Below are 20294 nucleotides of genomic sequence, written 5' to 3'. Positions count from 1 at the left end.
AGGCTGCGATTGCCCAGGGGCTTACACCTGAAGATGATCCCATTGTCGATGATGTTCAAGCCGTATTAGCCAAGGTTGACGCAGGCCAATCGTTACGGGAGGCCGCCGATGCTCAAGGCGTTGACGTCGAAATCCTTGAAGCTTTGGCGGCATTAGGTCAAGAACAACGTCAGTTTGATGATGCTGACATTCAGGTTCAAAAGATTTAGATTTCCTTAGATTTTCTCTCATCCTTCTTGCCTAGAGAATTGATATAATTTGAATCAAATTGATCAATAGATTGATATGATTCCTGTCGATGTTAGCCCTGATCATATCCTGATTAGGCTAAAATGATTTGAACTCAGTTTGCAACTCGAAATCTATGGCCCTTTCTGCTCAAATCAAACTTGAAAAAGCGAGTGCGCTATCACCTGAATACCTTCAGGCCTTCTTAATGCGTTGCCCCTTTCCTTTCACTTATCCTAATGATGCCCACACCTTCCTACAGAAGAATCGTGAACGGGGTCAAGAACACGGCGTTCAGTGGCTTGAACAGGGCTTGAAGATTCGGATCTTGAACGAAGTTATTGACTTAGAGAAAGCTCATTACTGGGCCTATCATCCGGCCAAACGAACACGATCTCAGTACCAAGACCAGGGGGTTTCTGTTCAGATCCACTTCGCTTTCCCGGTGCCTGGAGCCAAAGCCTACTATGACCCAGGTGATGGTCAAGCTCAACCCGTACCTGAGGGGGAAGACTTAGCGGGTCTAGGCCCATTAGTTTGGGTGCGCACCTTCGCCCAGCGCCTAGAGGATAAGAGTGAGGCCACCAAAGCCCACAATCGTCGGGTGGTGGCCCTACGCAAGCTGCTCTATGAGTACAACGAGATCTTGACAGGCTCCATCCCCGCCCTTCGGGCCGCCTGGGACTACGACGATGAGGAAGACGACTTCTTGTATGACTCACCTTCAGTCTGGGCTGATGACGACCTCAGTGAGTAGTAGAAGTTCTACCCCTGGAGAAGGAGAGGCTGGGGTCAAAGCATTACCACGGGAACTGCCGAGCTTTGTCCTATTTGTAAAATATCGTTCGCCATCGCTTGAGCGGCAGCATTGGCGATGGCCTGCCAATCTTCGGGAGTAAAGATTTGTGCAAGCATCGTGATCGCTTGAGCCCGAACCACCGTCTGCTCGTCAGGTAGTGCCTGCTCTTTTTCCGCTAATAGCGCCTCAATCCAGGCCGTTTGTTCTGGAGTAAGCTTTCTCAGGTGGCTGCACAGGCATTTTTGGGCCTCCAGGTAGACAACTTCTAGACTCCGCCCAAGCTGCCATGACTCCAACCACCCCTTCAACTCCGGCAACAAGACCGATAGCACTCGCATCGTCCACCGTTGCTGCTGTAGCGCTTCTGGCGCAGCATTCTTGAGTAAGTCCACATAGGGCTGTAGGCCCAGACCCGCCTCAACCGTCCCTTCCTCACTGGCATGATCGGCATCGGCTTTCCGCACCCAAGCCTCGTCATTGAGTAAGTCCATCAGGTTGCCCGTTTTTCTCAGTTGCTCAGCTAGGATGGCGTCATTCATAAGCGATTCTCTGAGTTAGAGCGTTAAAGCGCCGTACTCGAAGTATACCAACCCGTCTTTGTCCGGGTCGGGGCCGTGGTCCGGCATATTGTAACGTCGGTAGAAGGCTTCCGCGCCCGGTAGCGCATGGAGGCCGACACGACCACCGTACCCTAACTCCACACTACGCTGACGGGCAAAAAGTAAGAGCGCCCGTCCGACCCCAATCAGATAGGGAGGATCTTCGAGCAAGCGGCGATTCCACGGGGCAGAGGCCAAGTATTCGACATAGACCAGAGGAAACCGTTGCGGCAACCAGGAACGGTGCCATTGCGTTTCGAGTAAGATAACGCCTTGAAGTAGGGCCTCAAACTCGATGCCGTAAGCCTCATAGCGATCATCATTGACGGCCAGCCGTAACTTATAGGCCCAGTTCCAACTGGTGTCAGGCTGTTCTGTCTCCCGCAGAAGACCTGTCCAGATGGCGTCGATCTGTCCGACCTGTTCCTGGGTTAGCAGGCCGATTGCCGCCGTGACGATGCGGTTTGGCGGTTGGGTTAATCGAAGTGAACGGGGCATCGGTATCACATCAGAGTGCCCTACAGCGTATCAATGACTGTTCGGTTCTCCAATGGAGATTGCACAGCGCTGGCTCATGATAGAGCGATAGCCAGCTTGTAGCCACAGCTATATCGTCAGATAGGCGCGGGCACCGATTGACCTAGGCCAAGCGTTCAAGGCATCGTAGAGGGGGGAGTTTTTTCACAGCGTTCACGGGTTTGAGTGGTATCTAAGCTTAGGATGCTAGATTCCCCTTCTCGCTCAATTCCCTGAAACCACCGCACAGAAAGGTACTCAGCCACCTACAAGTAGCTTTTGCCAGTCAACCAGCTTTTTAACTATCCTGTACTCAAAAGAACCACCGTAGAATACCTACTGACCAGAATCACGGCACCAATCAACTCGTCCTTGCCGCACCCAAAAGTGGCATTTGCAGTCATTGATCTGTCGTACAGATGGACTAATCGTAGGCCGCTTTAACCCATCAACAAAAACCTGCCAAGATGGATGACGAGTGGTATTGAGGGATAGAAGAATGATCTCGCCACATCCACCAGGACAACGGAAGCAAGCCCATTTTTGATATTGTCGTTCTCCAACGATGACGATCTCTCCAGGGGCTACTTCTTCAGGGGTTGGAGGGGAAAGTGCTTCTCGCCCTACAAAGTCGGGCTTTGGAATCAGACGAACTGAGACAAGAATGCGTCGGAGTACGGAATGCAGAAACATAGGGCTACACCTGATTAAGAAAAGGCTCAACATCTCCCTGCCCCCAGCACTCACTTTGGGCACATATCGGACAATGCTCATCAATACGAGCGCCTTGCCTCCGATCTTCGACGAGGTGGTACCTTCTACATCGTTGGGCGATGGCTCCATCAGCTCCACGAAATCCTTGAACCCGGTGAACGAGTTCTTCAAGGGCCATGATCGCTACATCTGTTGTAAACAGTACTACGGCGGGACTTGGATTACCTTCTCCTATGACATAAGCTTCGAGCTTTCTCCGCTCGTATTCGTCGGGTTGCTCTCGTTTTAAGGTCTCATCACGGGCGGTAACCGGATCGATAATTTCGCGGCACAGTAAGCAGGGATGGCCCGGTAGAAGCGTTGTGACTCTGCCATCTAAGGCTTTTATCTCTGGAGGATCTGAAGAAGAGACCTCGATCGCTAGACCCACATCAAAAACCGGAGTGAGGTAAAAGTAGGCAAAGCGATTCAGCATCAAGCGACCAGCATGATCATCGGTGCAGCTAAACACCACATCACAGGCTTTCAGAGCGTCTCGGCATTGTGGATCGCCTATCCAGGATTGATAGCTTCTCACTTCCACACCGATGCCCAGGACAGTTAATGATCGCGCCACTACCTCGACTTTGGGCCGCTGCTCTTGGGCATCATCCCATGTCGCACCATGGAGCCGGTTTAGGTTGCTTTCCTCGACGCCATCCTTGTCAAACAGAGCGATTTGTCGAATGCCTAGCTTTGGTAGCAGCATGGCTACAGCGCTGCCTGTTCCGCCACAACCCACCACACCTACCCGCAACATAGACAGGTCTTGAGTCAGGGCTTGACCAAAGGCAAGGGATTGTCGATGAAACACGGCAGGGGACTCGCCTTCACCACGACCTGGATAATTAAGCTGGATCCGATTTCCGACCGAGGAAATGAGATGAAGCGGTTGGTGCTCTTGGGGATTTAGCCAGCATCGTCCAATCAAGTTTCCGCTTGAAGTCAAAACGAGACTTAATAACCTTGTCGTATCTCCGTTTCGATTATGGGCAAGCTGTACCAAATCCGGTTCATTGCTGTCGTCCTGATCAGAAAACGCCGCGAAGCCGCCAGGATGACTATGGACAAGCGCGACTGTCAGCCCTTTGTCTTGAGCCTGTTTTAGAGCCTGAACAAAGGAATCTGTCTTCCAGGTGATGTGCTGGGACGAATGGGAAATAATGTCTTCATCAGGGACAGGCAAAACCTCGAAGGACAGGTATTTCCAGCGAGGAAGATTCGTCCATGGATCAGACTCGATGTACGCTTTGCCGCAAAGCAGGTAGGCGGCTCGCTCTCGACCATCGAATTGAAGGAGCCTGTCGTTTAGCTCACGAAAGTGGCGTTCCTGTAAGACGACGCTGATCATGCGGCCACCTCCAGGGCATGTTCCACGCGCTTGAGCATTGTCCAGATACCATCAACCCCGCGTCGCCACTCGTTGTTGTGGCGTGACCAGCGCTGCCAAGACAATCCATTGAAGTTAAAAGCGTGGTCAGCGGCTTTTGGGTAGCGGCTATGGGCAGTGAGTTTTGCCCAGGGTTGTAGGTAGAACATATCGGGCGGGACATCTGGGTAGCCTGACGGCAGCAAGATGAGCATGTCGGCTTGGAGGACGTCGTATTTATTGGGTGGCAGCTTGAAGGCAGGGAAAACCACTCCCTTGTTACGGCCATCCACAACTTCGTGAAAGGTGAAGCCCTTGCTCTGTAGGTATTCTCGATCGCTGGAAGGTAAGAAACTCATGACCTAACCCTCCGTTGTGGTTTTCTTGCCGGTGAAGAAGCGCTCAACCCCAAGAGCTTGAAGATCAACCGTTTCGGTATTTTCGATAGGGCGGTCTTCTCCTCCCCGCACCTCTAGCCAGACTCCGTAGAATTGGGGGTCAACTCCAGCAAGCTGTTTGAGCTTTAGCCCGGTAATGAGCGGCGCTCCCCACTCGAAGCGGCGACCATCAATGACAAATCGAAATGAGCGATCGCTGCGCCAGGTGATGAAGCGCTCAATCCCGCCCTGCCTAAGATCGACGGTTTCATCCAAACGAATTTCTTCAAGCTGCCCATCAGGAAGCAGGTAGAAGATGAGGTATTCGTCTGCTGGACGCTTTTTCGCCACCTCCAGGAGCTGAAGCCCCGTGATGACAGGATCATTGACCGAATAAGGCGTCTGATCAATGGTGACTCGGTAATTCTGCGACGTAACCATATCTAAATCTCCGCATTGCGAGAGTGACGTTTAATTGCGAGAATGCAATTCTGTTTATGTTATTGCACATGTGACGTAGAATTGCAAGTAAGCAACCGGAGGGGAGATGGGAAAAGTCGAGTTCAATGCAGAGGCGTTCTATGCAGCGTTAGACAGCCAGCGGCAGTCTAAGAAGCTGACGTGGAAGCAAGTCGCCGTAGAATCTGGGGTGAGCGCATCCACGCTGACTCGCATGGCGCAGGGTAAAAGACCCGATGTTGATAGCCTTGCTGCTTTGCTAAATTGGTCAGGTCTAAAGGCCGAAATGTTTGTGAAGGGGGATCAAGAGACTCAGATAGAGTCGGATCCGCTTGCTCAAATTACTGCCTACCTACGAGCTGATCGCCACCTCACCTCTGAGGCATCCGCTGCCATTGAGGCGATCGTCAAAGTGGCCTATGAAAAACTGCGTAAGGATGATTAGAGATGACGTTGCGCCGTGGATTTAAGAAGGACTCTGACGACTATTCCAGAGATGTTCGATCAGAAATGGGGTTAAAAGCCTATGCGCCTCTATGCCCTTGGCAGCTTGCTGAACACTTAGCAATCCCCGTCGTTCCTCTTTCAGAATTCAGAGATGTATGCCCGGACGAAACTCTTTACCTGACTCAGGTAGAACCCAGATGTTTCTCTGCCGTCACGGTGTTCCGTGGGCATCGCCGTTTAATTGTCCACAATGATGCCCATACTCCACAGCGGCAAGCATCCAACATCATCCATGAATTGAGCCATGGGATTTTGCGACATCCACCCACTGAGCCATTTGGTGAACATGGCTGCCGCAACTTCAACCAGGAAATAGAAGAAGAAGCCAATTGGCTTGGCCCAGCTCTCTTAATTTCGGTAGAAGCTGCTCTCCACATCGTCAGGAGGAGCATGAGCGTGGCACAGGCCAGCGAGCTTTACCGTGTAACCGAAGATGTCATCCGAATGCGGCTTAATGTTACGGGGGCGCGGAAGCGATTGGCTCGCCAGCGAGCCTAGCCTAGAGACGGGCGGGGTATCATTGGGTAGACTTACCCCTCTACAAACGTGGGAAGGCTTGGTTATAGCAGAAGACAAGTTCTGGTCGTTAGCACGTCCATAGGACGAACTGTCCCATTTACGATGGTCTAGTAGTTTCCCCATTACAGATCTGAAACATCGACCAAAATTTTTCCGTTGCTAAAACGAATCTTTGAGTGGGTGCTTAGGTCAGTATTTGAGGCAATGCCACGTATCCTCATTCCTCTTCCTGACGCTCCAGCTTCTGCACCGCCGTCTCCAGACCCATCTCCAACTGCTCCGACGTGGGGAGCTGCTGCTTCAGGGACTCCGGCAAGTTATCCCGCAGCTTGTAGCTTGACACCCCAATGGGCTGCTGGCTCCCTTGCAGCGCATACTCCACCGTTGTGCGGTCTTTGCTCTTGCAGAGAATGATGCCGATGGTCGGGTCGTCGCGGTCCGTGCGCAGCAGGTTGTCCACCGCTGCCACGTAAAAGCTCATCTGACCCGAGTGCTGTGGCTCAAATTCGCCCATCTTCAGGTCAATCACCACATAGCAATGCAGATGAACGTGGTAAAACAGCAGGTCAAGACGGTACTCTTTGCCGCTAACCTCAATGGGATATTGGCTACCCAAAAACGAGAAGCCCATGCCCAACTCCAACAAGAAGTTACGGATCTGGTAGGTCAGCGCATTCTCTAGCTCGCTCTCGCGGGCGTCTTTTCTGATGGTGAGGAAGTCGAAATTGTAGGGGTCTTTGATGAGCTGCTGGGCCAGGTCGGACTGTGGTGTAGGGAGGGCACGGGCAAAGTTGGTGACGGCCCCACCCTGGCGATCATACAGACCACTCTCAATCTGCATCACCAACACATTACGGCTCCATCCGTTTTCGATGGTCTGCTGAATGTACCAGCGCCGTGCCTCGGGGTCTTTGACCTTGTCCAGCAGGGTGCAGTTGTGGAACCAGGGAATTTGTCCAGCAGCTTGCTGGACAATTGCATCATCGGGCCACGCCTCCGCAAACGCCCTCATATACATGAGGTTAGAGCGTGAGAATCCCTTGACATCAGGAAACTCTCGTTTCAAATCCTGGGCCAACCGATGGATCACCTTGCCGCCCCAGCCCTCCGCCTGCTGCCGCTGCAAAATCTCTCGCCCGATCTGCCAGTAAAGCAACACCAGCTCTCGATTCACCGCCAACGCCGCCCGCACCTGAGCCGTCCGGATGCGCTGCTTCAAGTCGTTGAGAAGAGCGGAGTAGCGATCATCGTCGGGAAACAGGGAGGGGGGATCAGCCATTGGTGGGGCAAGGCCTCTTGAGAACGGTCAGTAGGGTTCAAGCCCATCGCTGACGGACTCAAATTCTATAACGCCACAAAGTAACGAAGCTGCGGTTTGGGATAATTTAGTTATTTTGTACTGATATATGCAGGAATTTCTCATGGCATGAGGTCTGCCGCCTCGATTTTGGGGAACGTCTGGATTGAGATCCACAGGCAGCAGGGTGAATATCGGCCTAGATCAACAACGAGAGTAGCTGCGCGGCACAGCAACTATTCCGCTGCCAGAGAAACGCTGAAATGCCTTGTCCCACAGTGAATACGACCACGATCTCCTAGTCGGGGTCGAGCTGATGAGTCTCACCAAGGCAGGACGTTTCAACTGTACTACAACACCTCAATTCAGGCCGAATTTAGGCCAATCACTTGTCTGACCCTGAGACTCAACTCAAGACTATGAAATAGTAATTCGGCTCTAGAAAGGCGGGCATAGTTCATAGGAACTAAATTACCCCAAATCGCAGCTTCGCTACTTTAGGGCATTGATACCCCCTCCGTGTTTTCAAATATCGTCTAATGGCTCACAGTGTAGTCTGTACCAATATCTCCCACAAAGGAGAAGGAGCGGACAAAATCAAATATCTGACGAATCTCCTTGAGTTCAAGATCGTCATCGACTAGTTTTGTGACGTCATGTCTCAGCTTTTTGGTGTCTTGAATCAGCACACTGGTTGGATTAAGTCTTTCATATTTATCCAAATAGGTATTAATAACCTTGGTTAGGGTTTCAGTTTTGCCGTTTTGTCCTAGGAGATGCCGACCTTCTTCGTAGTGAGAGCCGATCTCTTCGATGATGTCGCGCATTAAATCGGGGTATCGACTGGAAAAGGCAAGCAGGGCAAGGATGGCCTTTTGTTCGCGGCGGGTAGGGCGGTGCCCACGGGTGCGGCTGAGGACTTTATAGAGCTTGTAGACATTGGTGAGTCGTTTGAGGCTGCGGGGAGAGAGTTCCGATTCCTGGCAGCATTGAATCAGCAGGTTGAATTCTTTGGGAGAAAATTCATTGAACTTCGTGCCGCTGGTTTCGCTGTCTTGAATCACGACCTGAGCGCGAAGATAGTTGCGGAGAGCGGTTTCATCAATGGGGCGGATGCGATAGGGAATTTGGATGATTTTTTCTAGATAGTCGGCGGCGGAGGGGCGACCTTGAAGGGAAAGAACGCCTTGGTAGTGTTTGGCTAGGGCACGGTTGATATATCGTTCGTCGATGGCGAGGACAGCAATGAAGAGAGGATTTTTGACCAGGAGTTGAACCGCTTCGAGAACGTCAACCACTGTATCGGGGGGACAGCGGTCGAGGTCATCGATGAACAGCACCACACGGGCAGGTCCACGGGGAAAGACGTCTCGGATTTTATTGAGCTTATTTTTATACTCTTCACTATCGTGAGGAGGTGGTAGGAGCGCTTGACTCAACTTGCTGAGGTCTATTTTGACTTTGTGCATCATCCCTAACTCCCGGTCATACCTTTCGCCTTTGACCGTAGCATTCACAAAACTTGCCAGCGAAGCAAATTGATCTGGGGGCAGATCGTTTTGAGCCTGGGTAATTTCTTGCTCTAATTTTTTTTGTTGGTTATGCAACTTATTGATGTCACCATCTAGCTTCCGCAATTCAATGGCCTGATTTTCAGAAATGAGATCATGAAATTTATTTTCTGCCCGCTCTTGTAACGTTACTTGATAGTCTTGAATTGACCGTTGTGCTTGGGCAAGCCATTTCTAGTGTGATTTAAAGAGATTTTGAATCAAACTAATAGCGGGAATTAGGGGTGTAATCAGCCATGACAGTTGTGCAATGGTATTTTTTGGATTGATCCAATGAACAATAAGTGGGCCAAGAATCGCACAACCGAGCAAAATTAAAACTGTAATGATCAATTGCCGATTCTTGTTTGCCCATTTCCGTAGAGCAAACCAAGATAGGGAATACTTTTTATCGCCATTAGGAAGGATGATTTGATCTTCATCGAGAATTTCACTGAATGTTTGGTTAATGAAAAGGTTTATCTTGTTGAGATCAGAGCTATCAACATCCGTTGATTTCAATCTATTCTCAATCTCTGTTTGTAAGCCACGTGCAATCTCTGCGCCAAAGTATTTGCTGAATAAAAAGCCTGAAATACTGCTGGTTTCTATGAGAACACCTGTAAACCAGTTTCCTGGTTCTTTGTCGGGAGCAATCCGTTCGTTGAGTGTTATCTTTTCCTGCTCTAATTTCTTTAATTGATGCGTTATTTGATCGAGTTGTTCTTCGGCTTTGGCAAGGCGATTTCTAGCATCTGTTTCAGCAATGCCATACTGTTCCCAGAGCAACGTTGTCCAAGACTCTTGTTGTTCCTTATTTTTTTCCTTTAGTTCACTGAGTTTTTCTTTGCCTAAGGTCTTTTCTAATAAATATTGGCAATCGTCTTCGTTTGTTTGATAGAGGACACGCCAGATTTCGCTGCTATTAGAATCGAGAGGGTCGATACCAATCTCTCTTAGTGCCGTTTCTAGGCTAATTTGTCGATCTAGTTCAAAGAAAATGGTTTGCATCAAACTCGCCCAGAGATCGGCTTTGGCGTAAGTCCAGGCATCAAATTTGATTTGGTAAATGTGGCCAACAAAGCGCCCCACCCGATCATTATCTGGGGTGTTTCGCCCTTCTGTTAAGCCCCAGGCTTCAATGGGGTCTATGCCCTGGCTGCGAATCTTGACCATGTGGGTTTGCATCAGGTGCATGATGTAGGATTTACCCCCACCCCAACCGCCCAGAATGCCCACAGCTACAGGGGGGTCTAGGTCGCGCATCATCAGCATTTCGGTGAGGGCGTTGATTTCTTCCTTTAGGTTGAGCAGGTCGGTGTCTTGGGTGGCATCGTTGCGGAGGGTGCCGCTTTTGAGGGCTTGGCGATACCCGGTGCGAAGGAGAAAGAGAGCACGGTTCCAAAGGGATTGAGAGGCTTTGCCAATGCCTGTTTCTCGGTCAATTTCTCGGCCTAGGCGCAGGGGCAGGTGAGGCTTGAGGGCGATGAGGATGCGACGACGCTTAAAGGTGTTGGCATCGGGTGCTTTGGGGTCTTCTTTGAAGGGGTTTTCCTTGGCCCAAGCTTCAATGGCTTTGAGGAGTGGGGGAATTTGCTCGGGAACGGTAATGGTGTATTGACTGAGCAGTTCAATCTGTTGAACGGGGTCTGAGGCTTGCAGGCTGTTAATTTGGGTGAGGGCGTTGTCTCGCACCTCAGGAAAGTGGGTGGCCAAGGCCAGGAGGGATCGGGCTTGATGGTAGCGATCTTGAATGTCTTGGGCAACACTCTGGGCTTCTAGCAACAGGTCTTGGCGGAGATGGGGGGCCAGTTTGACGAGGGAGTTGGCTTTGTCTGGATCGCGGGATTGGTCGCGAATGAGCCGCAACGTGTTGGTTTGGTCGGTGGTGAGGAGGCTCAGATAGGCGGCGTCATTGGTGTGGGGACGGGTGGCCAGAATGAGGGCTAGGTCGATTTTCTGAACGGTGTTGGGTGCATCGGCTTGGAGCTGGGTAACGTCTTGATGCAGCTCTGGGAAGTGGGGTATCAAGGCGCTGAGGGCGGTGGCCTTGGGGTAAGGCTGGTTGAGTTCCATCGCTTTTTCGCGACAGGGGTTGAGTTGTTGGGGGGTGAACTGGGGGGCTGTGGCCAAGGCCGCCAGAACTTGGGCTCGATAGAACTCTGAGGGAAGTTTGGGGAAAATGTTGGCCAAGACTGCGTTTAGGCTGTCGCCGTTGAGACTGGGGGCTAGGACGGTGAGGATGTTGGCAATGCTTTTTTCGTCGTGACTGTTGTGCTGGATGCGTTGCAGCAGATATTGAACTAGGTGATTTTTCTGAGCCAGATCTTCGGGGGTGAGCCGGGAACGGCTGGCGTTACTGAGTCGGGTGGCCACGGCTTGGAAAATTTTGCTGGTGAGGGGCGGCTGGGGGATGCGCTCACTGGCAATGTCTAGGGCGGCTTGGATCTGGATGAGGGATAGGTGAGGAATAAGGGCGCAGAGGGCGGTGGTGGGGTAGGAGTAGCCGGGGATATGCTGCTTGACAATATCGAGGGCTTCGGTGAGGAGGTAGGGGGCGAGGTTGGCGAGGATTTCTGCCCGGTAATCGGGATGGGAGATTTCGGTGTGAACCAGTTGCAAGGCTCTGGGGAAAAGGCCGGGTGAGAGTTTGGGCGCTAGGGCGCTGAGCAGTCTGGCGCGGTCGGCGGTGGTTGGGCCTGTGGGGACGACCCTTAATAGGGTGGCGAGTAAGGTTTGGGGTGTATGGAGGAGTAGGGCTGCGGTGATGCGAAAGGCTGGATCGCGCAGGGCTGTGACGCGATGCTCTGGGGTTTCTATAGCCGCGACAATCTGAATAAATTGTGGGAGCAGTTGGGGGTCACTGGTGGGGAGTTGGGCCGCTACCACAGCCAGGGCTTGGAATCGGTAATACTCATTCGCAATGGTTTGGGCCACCTCTAGGGCTTGTTGGAGCAGTTGGGGTTGACTGGCGGGCAGGTGGCACGCTACTGCTGCTAATGCCCAAGATCGGTATTGCTCATCCTGAATGGTTTGAGCAGCAGCGAGAGCTTGTTGGAGCAGGTGGGGTTGACTAGCAGGCAGTTGGCGCGCTACGGCTTCTAATGCCCGCGATCGGTATCGCTCATCCTGAATCGTTTGGGCAGCAGCGAGAGCTTGTTGGAGCAGTTGTGGTTCACTGGCAGGAAGTTGGGCCGCGACCGCCGTCAGTGCGTTGGATCGGGCATACCCAGACTCAATAGTTGGTAGCCGATCGAGTTCTGCCTGGATTCTCGCCCTGTCCTCATCACTCAGAGGTGGTGGCTCAGATGCCGCTGATTCATCCGCCGCTTTCTCTACCTCAGTTTCCACCGCCTTCTTCGGCCAAAACTCCTCCGGTAGCCCCTGCCCCGGCAACTCCGCCAGCACCTCCTCCACCCGCTTAACCCATTCCTCTCCCGTCAGGTTTTGCGGCTGAATTGTCTCCAGCCATGCCAGCAAATCCTGCACCCAAATGGGTTGTTCCAGCAATGCCTCTTCCGGGTGCTCTAGCGGTGCCATCCATGACCTCCTAACGGGCTATGAAACATTCTCGAAAACCGAACCCCAGCCCACCGCAACAACGCTGCGGTCGCTGCTTGAGCTAAAACCAGATAGAAAACACAGGGCTTGGGTAGGATGCACCCAGGTGCACAGGATCAGTAGCTCACAAACATACTCTTTTGCCGAAGATCCAGCCCTCACCCTAAATCCCTCTCCCAGGACGGGAGAGGGACTTTGAATCAGGCCCCCCTTCTCCCATGTTGGGAGAAGGGGTTGGGGGATGAGGGCCAACTTGCAAAACTGGGATGCACTCGCTTCCCGTCAGGGTGGGCTGTGGGGACTTTGCGATCTACTGAGGATTAGAACTTGAGCATCTGCAACAAACGGTTCACAGCCATCTCCATTCCCCCCGACGCCAGATCATCCACACCGATTTCGTCAGAGTTGCGTGGTTGCCAACCTGGAGGAAACTTGCCGTCCATCCAAAGACCCTTTACGTCATCAACCGTAAGATAGCGCTTCTTCGCTTCATCAACGCGACCAAACACCTCAAGCAGCGCCGTAAATTCCATGGTTTGAATTATCGTGCCCTTCAAGCCAGGGTCTTGCTGGTGGGCATAATTCGCAGCAGCGGCAAAGTGCTCAGCATACATACGGCCATCCTCGCTGAACTTCAGCAGCGCACTCTCCAACTTCTCAGGCGTAACCTCTGGATCGCGAATACCCGTGCTGCCACTGTGATTGATCTTAGAATCACCTAGGGCAAAGAGGTTGAAGCTATCGGGAATTTCATCAGTCTTATCAGCACCTTTGACCAAGACGCCCCTCACTTTGGCATTGAGACCAACACTCTCAAGCACATCATCCAATTCGGCGGTGGAGACATTACCGCTCTCGTCTGGATTCAACAAGTCATTATTGTAGAAACTCAAGAGAGCCGGACACGAAATCTTGTCAGCCTTAGGACGATCATGCCAAGTGTTGCCACTTGCTGAAGGTGTGCTATCGCTCGTAGATCCTGTAGTCTCTTCAGGTATAGACATATACTTCTCCAATGCTTATTCAACAAAAAACGGATACTCGTGGGAACTGCCAACCCTTATCATGTAGAGCGTCCAAATTTGGCCTCTGTGCTCCTGTTAGCCACTCACCATTGATGAGAAATATTAGAAAAAGTCCACCTAATACCCTGACTATGAGACTTGGGTAAAAAATCAGGTAGTGCATTAATCTACGGGTCAGAGAAAAATCAGCCAGAAACAGCAATCTACTGCCGTAAGGTCTTTAGGGTCGCCTGATTATTCTCTAGCCTGTACGAAATAGGACTACCAAAAATCAGTCTAAATAGCCTATAGGAATCTTAGGGCAAAATTTCAGCTTAAATGCCAACGATGGGAGCGCCAACCATGGGAGCCTAGGCTTAATGCCTCAGTATAAACACCCGATAACCTAGGACATCCTGTAGCTTAAGATTTCTTTGTGTCTAGTCGGGGTTCACCTATGGATGCATCGATTCCATTGCCCAGGACGGTTGATTGACCAAGGGCGTGATGCTATTCGGCTAAAGCACAGCTTTTACCACACCGATCCGCCTAAATGCAGGGACGCTACTTATAGGGGGAGTCGAGTCACGGGTCAGGTTGCTGGAATATACTGTTGTCATGGCTTCCAAGGGGCTACAGTGTTCATTACTTTGAACCTAATACCGACGAAGCCTTTTCTGTGATCCGGATTCGTGTGTGCCCATTGATGCTTTCTAAATATCCTCTAATAATTCCATGGTTGTGGTCGTGGGCCAGGCCTAACTCCTATGTGAATAAAACCTTTATGAGCTGCTTTGCCAATACTGCCGTTATAGTTTTGAAGACACCAGTTCTGAAGGTCGTACATATTGACACCTTTGATATAAAAATCAATCGCACCCTTTTGAGGATGGTTATAAAGATGTTCTGAATCTCTTGCTCCTCCTTGTTGTCTATTAATCGGCTCAGGACGATGTCCAGAAGTAATAATTAATGGTTTACCTCCAAAGTGTTCACGACACTTTTCTAGAAATAAGCACAGTTCATAGGCCGTCTTGCATTGGTAGTCATGAATAAATCTTCGTGCTTCCTGATACTTTGTTAATTCCCCATAAGTGATGTGGGGAGTAATCAAAGTGTCAAAAGACATATCTTTTGTGAATCTATCTCCAACAGGCTGTTTTCCGGCAGACCCTATTTTGATACTTTCAATTTTTTCTTCTGCTTTGGTACTGGTTGATTCGCCTGATTCGTCATGATCATTTTCCCAAGTAGTGTTCCAATGATCTGCGGTCTTTGAATCAAAAATATACCATTCACCAGCGTTATGGGCTAACTTAACAAAAAAATGGCCCTCTTCTGCTCGCTCGTAGCTTTCAACCTCATATCGCATTCCAGCCTGACAGAACTTTTTCTTTCCATCAGGAAGCGTGTCAGCTTGAGTGGGTTCTTTTTTCAGCCATGTGTCTTTTACAGCTTCTATCCAATATTCATCAATTTTTGCGAACTGACAGCACTGGTAAAATTTCCTACCATAGTCTGCTACAAGTTGACCAATCTTCTGGCCTCCAGACTCAATATCTCTGTCGCCATTGATGATTTCACGAGCGTTAAACCAATCTTCCTTAGAAGAGTTGAAGTATACAGAAAGCTTGTGTCCTGGTCTATATAAGTCGTCAACCATTCCCGCAAATAAGAGTTTGACGGCGATCTCTTCCTTCAAGGTCAAATTAGGATCATTGTAAAGGTCATCCCCCATGCCGAGAGCTTTACCAAGTCTCTTATAGTTATCCCCATGAGTTATTTGAACTAGACCTCTACCAAAATAGCTTTTTCCATTGGCATGAGGTTTTGAATAATCCGTTGTAATCCGTCTTGTCTCAAATAACTTTCTAACTGCTTTTATGGAGCCTTCATCAGATTTAGCAAACCCCTCTCGAACAGGAATCATACGTCCTCCTGTTTCATGATAGGCCGTTGCCATCGCATAAGCTAACCAGCGAAGATCTGTGTATTGACTATTATCCCAGTATTCAAATATAGCATCGAAGGTACTCACTTGTTCTCCCGAAAGAATCGGCTTAAAAGTTTCTCTGTACTTTTCAAAGAACTTTGCTCTGTCAATCTTTCTGCGATTTTTACTCATGACTAAACCCCTAATTACTTCGACCTTTTCTGAATCAGTTGAATCATTCTCCCAGCTTCTCTTCCAGTGATCGTCCAAATCAGTATCAAAGATGTACCAATCTCCGGCACCGTGCCCTAACTTGACACTGTGATGATTGTTTGAAGCTACTTCAAAACTTTCAATTGGATATTTTGTTCCAACAGTGCAAAATTTCTTTTCATCAGATGGAAGTGAATCTGATGGCTTAGGATACTTCTTTAGCCAAGTATCTTTAACAGCTACTATCCATTCTCGATAAATTGGAACCGCCAATGGTGGAGTATCTTCAGAACCGTCTGAGCCATCTCCTTTGATAGCAGAAGCCAGACTAGCTACAAGTTCTTTTGTATCCTCACGATCTTCTAAATTATCCCAATTCGCTTTCATCCACTCCCAGACTGGCATGGGGATATTCTTTTCTTCTGAGGCTTTGAGAATATTCGGAAGGTTGTAGATTTTTGCAACTACCAGTAAATCCCCAATGATACGGTCATTGATGGCAGGAGAAAAATCATATGTTCCTTTATTTTCATACTCCTGCTGAATTTGAATAACAGCACGGTTGAGCTCATACTTCCATGTTTCAGCCTGGTAACGATCTCCTCTTATTTCAATTGCTTTACTTAAATACTGATTCGCCTTGAATAGATCTGGCAACTCACAATCTTTATAGGCAAAACCAGCCTGAGCATAGTATTGATGATTGTCAGGTTCGCTATCGGCTAGCGCTTCAAAAATAGGAATCGTTCTCTCAACTCGGGGCTTGGTCAGATCTGATAGGTTAGCTGTACGGCGGCAATCTTTCGCTAGTTCATATACCTGCTTCCTAATGTCAGCAGGTGCCTGCTTAATTGCTGTCGTCAGTTCTGTTAGTTCGCTGTTCGTTAACCCATTCTGGATATGCTTGTTGAGTTGATCAATAATTTTCAGACTATCCACCGCATCTATTTTCTGCTGATAGGCTAATTTTAGGTATTTCTGTCTATCTTCTTCCAAGATATTAATGTCTGAGAACATACGGTTAAGAGCAAATTGCAAAATTGCTCTACCGCCATAACCACCAATAAGCCCAAGCGCAGCCACTTGAATATTATCAACGGCATTCAGTGGTGTTGCCTGGGTTAAAAAGTCCAGCACAACGGCCCCAGCAATACCTAACAGAATATCGCCAAATAAACCCGCCTCAAATTTATCTCCCTTATTCGCTACGAATCTAGGCATCTCAACGTGTCCATCAATCAAAATAGTGTAGATTACACCACCTAAGACGCCTGAGAACATTAAGATAAGGCTTCTTTGATCAATAATTCCCCACAACAATATATTTTCCTCACCCCAATCACTGATGACAACAACATAAATGAGGCCAATTAGAAAACCAGTTAAAAATGTACTATAAACTCGCCAACGTTGGTAAGCAGCAGAACGATAACCATTCCATCTTTCCATTCGAGCTTTGCGTTGTTCATCATTCATTGTCATGTACTCCTGAGATAAGTATCTTTAAGCGTTCTCTGGCATAGGTATAGAGATCACACCTAGACTATCCAAATATTTTCCAGAGCGTCCGTGAAACCCTATAACGTGATAGCCAGATGGAACATCTAATCGAATAGCTTGTTGAGAGTTGTGATTGCCCACAGTCCATGGATGGGATTGGTTCATAAATAGCTTTAGCGAGGTAACGCATGGCTCACCACTAAAAACAAAGGTTTTCATGGAACCTACCGTTATCTCAACTCCAGTAATATAATCACCTGACCCTAATTTTAAAACATCTATACTACCCCCAGACCCGCCATGAGATTTAAAAGGAGAACTCTCATCATCTAAGACTATTTGAACTGCATCTATACAGGCTCCAATCCATACTCTAACTTCTTTGACTCGAGCCTCTTGATACCGCTTTTGGTAATTGTCTCCTTGGGTGGGTAATGGTTCAAGGTCTGAGAATTCTGATCCACCACTGCCACCAGCAGCAATGCTGTACCACGGTTCCCAATCGAGTTTTTCAGATTTGCTTTCTACATAGACTTGAGTTGCTTTATCTAGAAATTTTTGTTTCTGGAGAATAGATGCATCCTTTGAAAAGTAATCTGGTATGAGCAACTCATAGAGCGGCACAAGCTCTAGTTTAATTGGCGCTGGATCTGATTTAACTGTTGCGAACCAGTCATGAATATTAGCAGGATGTTCTCCACCAGAGAATTCGAGTTCTTCAGAATGTTCTTGAATTTCTCGATAGGTGCTACTCTCTGATTCTTTCGAGTATTTGGCTTTGAATACTTTCTTAGCCTCAGCTTCTAGGTTAGCTCCTTTTTGGGTCACAGCAGCATAGGTTGACTCATTTAGGCGAATACGCTGGGAAACCACGCCGCCAAAGGTTACTTGAACCGAGAAGTGAGTGCCAAACTCTTCAATAAATCGCTCATACTCTACTTCTTTATACTCTGCTGGTAGTTGATTTACTGCCGCTTGGAAATCTGGGTTAAGGTGAAGCTTGGCCCAGATGTGGGGGCTGAGTTCTAGGCTGTAGTGTACATACTCAGCTCGGGTAAAGGCATAAATGCTTTTTTCTTGACGGCGTTCTTTTCTAAAGTTCTGATAGCTGCCAGATAAACTAAACGGTAAAAATACTCCCATTAGACGGGTTACAATGCCGCTTACAACACTGGCATACATCCGTTGCATGTCTGCTTCGGTATAGAGAATGTTGGTTGTACTTCCACTACTAACGCTCCCTTTAGAACCAGGAATGAATCGAGCATGTCGAGGAACGATCACTCGTTGATCTTCGTCCTCAGTTTTATCGGCCTCGCCCGGATAGAATTTGAAAATCTCGTGACCTTTGGCGCTATGGCTGATGTCAAACGGGTCGAGGGTCAGGATGTCATAGCATCTCCCAAGGGTAGAGTAGATGGCAGGAAAGGCTTTGCCATCTGGGTTATCTGGTGTCTGAAAGTCTTGGATTTCAGAAGTCATGGTTTCTCCTGTTGTAATTTGTTTACTTTCTTCCTTTGGCTGGGATCCTATTAATATGCCCTCCTCAACCACAACGCTACCCTCTGCTTCACCAATGTTTGCCTTTAGGGTATTTTGGGCATTAAAGGTAGACCCAGAAGTTCGGGCTGATTGATGATGTGTCAGCCGTTCCTTAATCTCGGCATTAAAGCCGAGTGTGTTGCCCAGCGCTCGAACCAATAGATTAGTATCACTACGGGCAGTCAGCCAGTCTTGGTGGTAACGCAACCAAGACTGTATCGTTTGGGGAATTTGATCCGCTTGAGCCGCCTGCAAGATGGTTTCAAGGTTATAGACCTCGGCGATGGCCAGCAGATCTGCTAGAATCCACTCTTGTTCAAGATCTGAAAAGTCATAGGATTGCGTGGTTGCATAGATTTGCTGAATGCGTATCGCCGCCCGATTTAACTCATACTGCCAGGGTTTACCGATGGCAAGTGGCCCCCGTTGAGAGATTGCCCTGTCTAAACAAGCCAGGGCTTGGGCAAGGTCAGGTGGCGTGCTATCTCGATAGACGAGAGCAAGTTGCCCAAAATAGACGTCGTTCTTGGGCTCGCTAGCGATCAAAGCCTGGTAGACAGAAATCAGTCGGTGCAACTGCTCTGAAGTGAGTTTAATCTGTGATGCTGCTTGATGTAAATCAACAAGAGCGGTAAAGACTCGCCCACGCACTGCTACAGACGCCTCGCGCACATCCTGTTGTAAGGTGACCAAGTCAGAATCAGATGCCCCCCACTCTATGTAGCGATCAACCTTCTCAATCAAAGATTGGGCTAAGCTGACTGTACCCTGTCGTAAATCTTCTTGCAAATCAGATGTAGCTAGTTGAGTATTGAGAGGCATTTCTCCAGAGAAGGTCTGACTATCTTTAAAGAATCGGTTGAGAGCAAATTTAAGAACTGCCCTGCCGCCATAACCACCGATAATGCCAGTTGCTGCCAGCGCTGTATTACTTATCCTGCCTACATCTGGTTCTGTTACATCAGGAGGCAACAAAGAATAGAGAATAAACGCTCCAGAAATGCCAATTAGAATATCACCAAAGATTCCAGCCTTAAACGTCTCATCCTGATTAGAAAGGAATCGAGGCATTTCAATAGAACCATCAACCATAACGGAGTAGATCACCCCGCCCAGGATGCCGGAGAAGGCCAAAATTAAAACATTCCATTCAATCAATCCAATAGTTGAGGCACCGCTACTACTAGATGACTGCCATCGGCTTAGGATGATGGTATAGACAAACCCAATAACTAAACTGGTTAGGAAGGTACTGTAAACTCTCCATCGTTTGTACATCACTTTTAAGCATCCGTTCTATTTTTGAGGCGAGTATTCTGATAGACTTACAACAGGAACCAAGGAACCTAAAGCAGAATCATTTTGAACATCTATAAAACTTATAATTTGCCTTATAAAACAAGTCTTTCTTATTTTTTCATCATGATTTCTCTATAAAATCAGGGAAGTCCCGTTGACAAAATAAATAGCATACAAAGCCTGAGTAACAAAGACTCAATGTTAGACAAGCTGCTCTTTTAAAAACAGTAGAGATAGAGTCCGAATGATGCTTGTTTAATAATGGTTTA

15 protein-coding genes and 1 pseudogene are annotated in these 20294 nt (G+C 48.8%); 4 read left to right on the top strand and 12 right to left on the bottom strand.

From position 1 onward, the window contains the following. Positions 1 to 209 (top strand): annotated as a pseudogene (locus H6G62_RS15815) (hypothetical protein); the annotation flags it as partial. Positions 210 to 556: 347 nt separating this feature from the next. Beyond that, the gene (locus H6G62_RS15810) at positions 557 to 985 is read left to right on the top strand and encodes a hypothetical protein (protein ID WP_190496850.1); all 429 of its coding nucleotides are present in this window, start codon (positions 557 to 559) and stop codon (positions 983 to 985) included. Between the two features lie 35 nt (positions 986 to 1020). Here H6G62_RS15810 and H6G62_RS15805 read toward each other — a convergent pair whose 3' ends face one another. From H6G62_RS15805 to H6G62_RS15785, 6 genes are all read right to left on the bottom strand, one after another. Next, positions 1021 to 1566 carry a hypothetical protein gene (locus tag H6G62_RS15805; RefSeq protein ID WP_190496848.1) on the bottom strand — a complete coding sequence of 182 codons (546 nt, stop codon included), beginning with the start codon at positions 1564 to 1566 and terminating at the stop codon, positions 1021 to 1023. A 15-nt stretch (positions 1567 to 1581) separates the two neighbouring features. Further along, the gene (locus tag H6G62_RS15800; RefSeq protein ID WP_199325027.1) at positions 1582 to 2124 is read right to left on the bottom strand and encodes a GNAT family N-acetyltransferase; all 543 of its coding nucleotides are present in this window, start codon (positions 2122 to 2124) and stop codon (positions 1582 to 1584) included. Between the two features lie 354 nt (positions 2125 to 2478). Continuing rightward, positions 2479 to 2835 (bottom strand): DUF6527 family protein, encoded by a 357-nt coding sequence (locus H6G62_RS27920; RefSeq protein ID WP_242052098.1) that lies wholly within the window; start codon positions 2833 to 2835, stop codon positions 2479 to 2481. A 4-nt stretch (positions 2836 to 2839) separates the two neighbouring features. Then, positions 2840 to 4246 carry a ThiF family adenylyltransferase gene (locus tag H6G62_RS15795; RefSeq protein WP_190496845.1) on the bottom strand — a complete coding sequence of 469 codons (1407 nt, stop codon included), beginning with the start codon at positions 4244 to 4246 and terminating at the stop codon, positions 2840 to 2842. Continuing rightward, entirely contained in the window at positions 4243 to 4623 is a 381-nt protein-coding gene (locus H6G62_RS15790) for an E2/UBC family protein (protein ID WP_190496843.1), read from the bottom strand. Before H6G62_RS15790 ends, H6G62_RS15795 begins: the two co-directional genes overlap by 4 nt. A gap of 3 nt (positions 4624 to 4626) precedes the next feature. Continuing rightward, positions 4627 to 5082, bottom strand: a complete 456-nt coding sequence (locus H6G62_RS15785) for a multiubiquitin domain-containing protein (protein WP_190496841.1) — start codon at positions 5080 to 5082, stop codon at positions 4627 to 4629. 106 nt (positions 5083 to 5188) lie between these two features. Between H6G62_RS15785 and H6G62_RS15780 the strand changes: the two genes are divergently transcribed. Continuing rightward, the gene (locus H6G62_RS15780; RefSeq protein ID WP_190496839.1) at positions 5189 to 5545 is read left to right on the top strand and encodes a helix-turn-helix transcriptional regulator; all 357 of its coding nucleotides are present in this window, start codon (positions 5189 to 5191) and stop codon (positions 5543 to 5545) included. A 2-nt stretch (positions 5546 to 5547) separates the two neighbouring features. Next, entirely contained in the window at positions 5548 to 6105 is a 558-nt protein-coding gene (locus H6G62_RS15775; protein ID WP_190496837.1) for an ImmA/IrrE family metallo-endopeptidase, read from the top strand. 238 nt (positions 6106 to 6343) lie between these two features. On the opposite strand, the gene H6G62_RS15770 is transcribed toward H6G62_RS15775, so the two are convergent. From H6G62_RS15770 to H6G62_RS15745, 6 genes are all read right to left on the bottom strand, one after another. Next, complete coding sequence (locus tag H6G62_RS15770; RefSeq protein ID WP_190496835.1) at positions 6344 to 7405, bottom strand: PDDEXK nuclease domain-containing protein; 1062 nt, start codon at positions 7403 to 7405, stop codon at positions 6344 to 6346. Positions 7406 to 7959: 554 nt separating this feature from the next. Beyond that, positions 7960 to 9060, bottom strand: a complete 1101-nt coding sequence (locus H6G62_RS15765; protein ID WP_190496833.1) for a P-loop NTPase fold protein — start codon at positions 9058 to 9060, stop codon at positions 7960 to 7962. A gap of 108 nt (positions 9061 to 9168) precedes the next feature. Then, positions 9169 to 12513 (bottom strand): P-loop NTPase fold protein, encoded by a 3345-nt coding sequence (locus H6G62_RS15760; protein ID WP_190496831.1) that lies wholly within the window; start codon positions 12511 to 12513, stop codon positions 9169 to 9171. A gap of 341 nt (positions 12514 to 12854) precedes the next feature. Then, positions 12855 to 13538, bottom strand: a complete 684-nt coding sequence (locus tag H6G62_RS15755; protein ID WP_190496829.1) for a hypothetical protein — start codon at positions 13536 to 13538, stop codon at positions 12855 to 12857. Positions 13539 to 14262: 724 nt separating this feature from the next. After that, complete coding sequence (locus H6G62_RS15750; protein ID WP_190496827.1) at positions 14263 to 17160, bottom strand: D-Ala-D-Ala carboxypeptidase family metallohydrolase; 2898 nt, start codon at positions 17158 to 17160, stop codon at positions 14263 to 14265. 27 nt (positions 17161 to 17187) lie between these two features. Further along, positions 17188 to 20004 carry an MAC/perforin domain-containing protein gene (locus H6G62_RS15745; protein ID WP_190496825.1) on the bottom strand — a complete coding sequence of 939 codons (2817 nt, stop codon included), beginning with the start codon at positions 20002 to 20004 and terminating at the stop codon, positions 17188 to 17190. Positions 20005 to 20294: the final 290 nt, after the last annotated feature.

This window comes from Phormidium sp. FACHB-1136 (assembly GCF_014697375.1).
GTDB lineage: Bacteria > Cyanobacteriota > Cyanobacteriia > Phormidesmidales > Phormidesmidaceae > Nodosilinea.
The sequence above is the reverse complement of the archived record's forward strand: the minus strand, read 5'-3'. Positions and strand labels throughout refer to the sequence as shown.

What these genes read in the sequence shown, in the direction of transcription:
- H6G62_RS15805 (WP_190496848.1), bottom strand. Translation starts at nt 1,566, where the DNA reads ATGAATGACGCCATCCTAGCTGAGCAACTGAGAAAAACGGGCAACCTG.
- H6G62_RS15800 (WP_199325027.1), bottom strand. Translation starts at nt 2,124, where the DNA reads ATGCCCCGTTCACTTCGATTAACCCAACCGCCAAACCGCATCGTCACG.
- H6G62_RS27920 (WP_242052098.1), bottom strand. Translation starts at nt 2,835, where the DNA reads ATGTTTCTGCATTCCGTACTCCGACGCATTCTTGTCTCAGTTCGTCTG.
- H6G62_RS15795 (WP_190496845.1), bottom strand. Translation starts at nt 4,246, where the DNA reads ATGATCAGCGTCGTCTTACAGGAACGCCACTTTCGTGAGCTAAACGAC.
- H6G62_RS15790 (WP_190496843.1), bottom strand. Translation starts at nt 4,623, where the DNA reads ATGAGTTTCTTACCTTCCAGCGATCGAGAATACCTACAGAGCAAGGGC.
- H6G62_RS15785 (WP_190496841.1), bottom strand. Translation starts at nt 5,082, where the DNA reads ATGGTTACGTCGCAGAATTACCGAGTCACCATTGATCAGACGCCTTAT.
- H6G62_RS15780 (WP_190496839.1), top strand. Translation starts at nt 5,189, where the DNA reads ATGGGAAAAGTCGAGTTCAATGCAGAGGCGTTCTATGCAGCGTTAGAC.
- H6G62_RS15775 (WP_190496837.1), top strand. Translation starts at nt 5,548, where the DNA reads ATGACGTTGCGCCGTGGATTTAAGAAGGACTCTGACGACTATTCCAGA.
- H6G62_RS15770 (WP_190496835.1), bottom strand. Translation starts at nt 7,405, where the DNA reads ATGGCTGATCCCCCCTCCCTGTTTCCCGACGATGATCGCTACTCCGCT.
- H6G62_RS15760 (WP_190496831.1), bottom strand. Translation starts at nt 12,513, where the DNA reads ATGGCACCGCTAGAGCACCCGGAAGAGGCATTGCTGGAACAACCCATT.
- H6G62_RS15755 (WP_190496829.1), bottom strand. Translation starts at nt 13,538, where the DNA reads ATGTCTATACCTGAAGAGACTACAGGATCTACGAGCGATAGCACACCT.
- H6G62_RS15750 (WP_190496827.1), bottom strand. Translation starts at nt 17,160, where the DNA reads ATGAATGATGAACAACGCAAAGCTCGAATGGAAAGATGGAATGGTTAT.
- H6G62_RS15745 (WP_190496825.1), bottom strand. Translation starts at nt 20,004, where the DNA reads ATGTACAAACGATGGAGAGTTTACAGTACCTTCCTAACCAGTTTAGTT.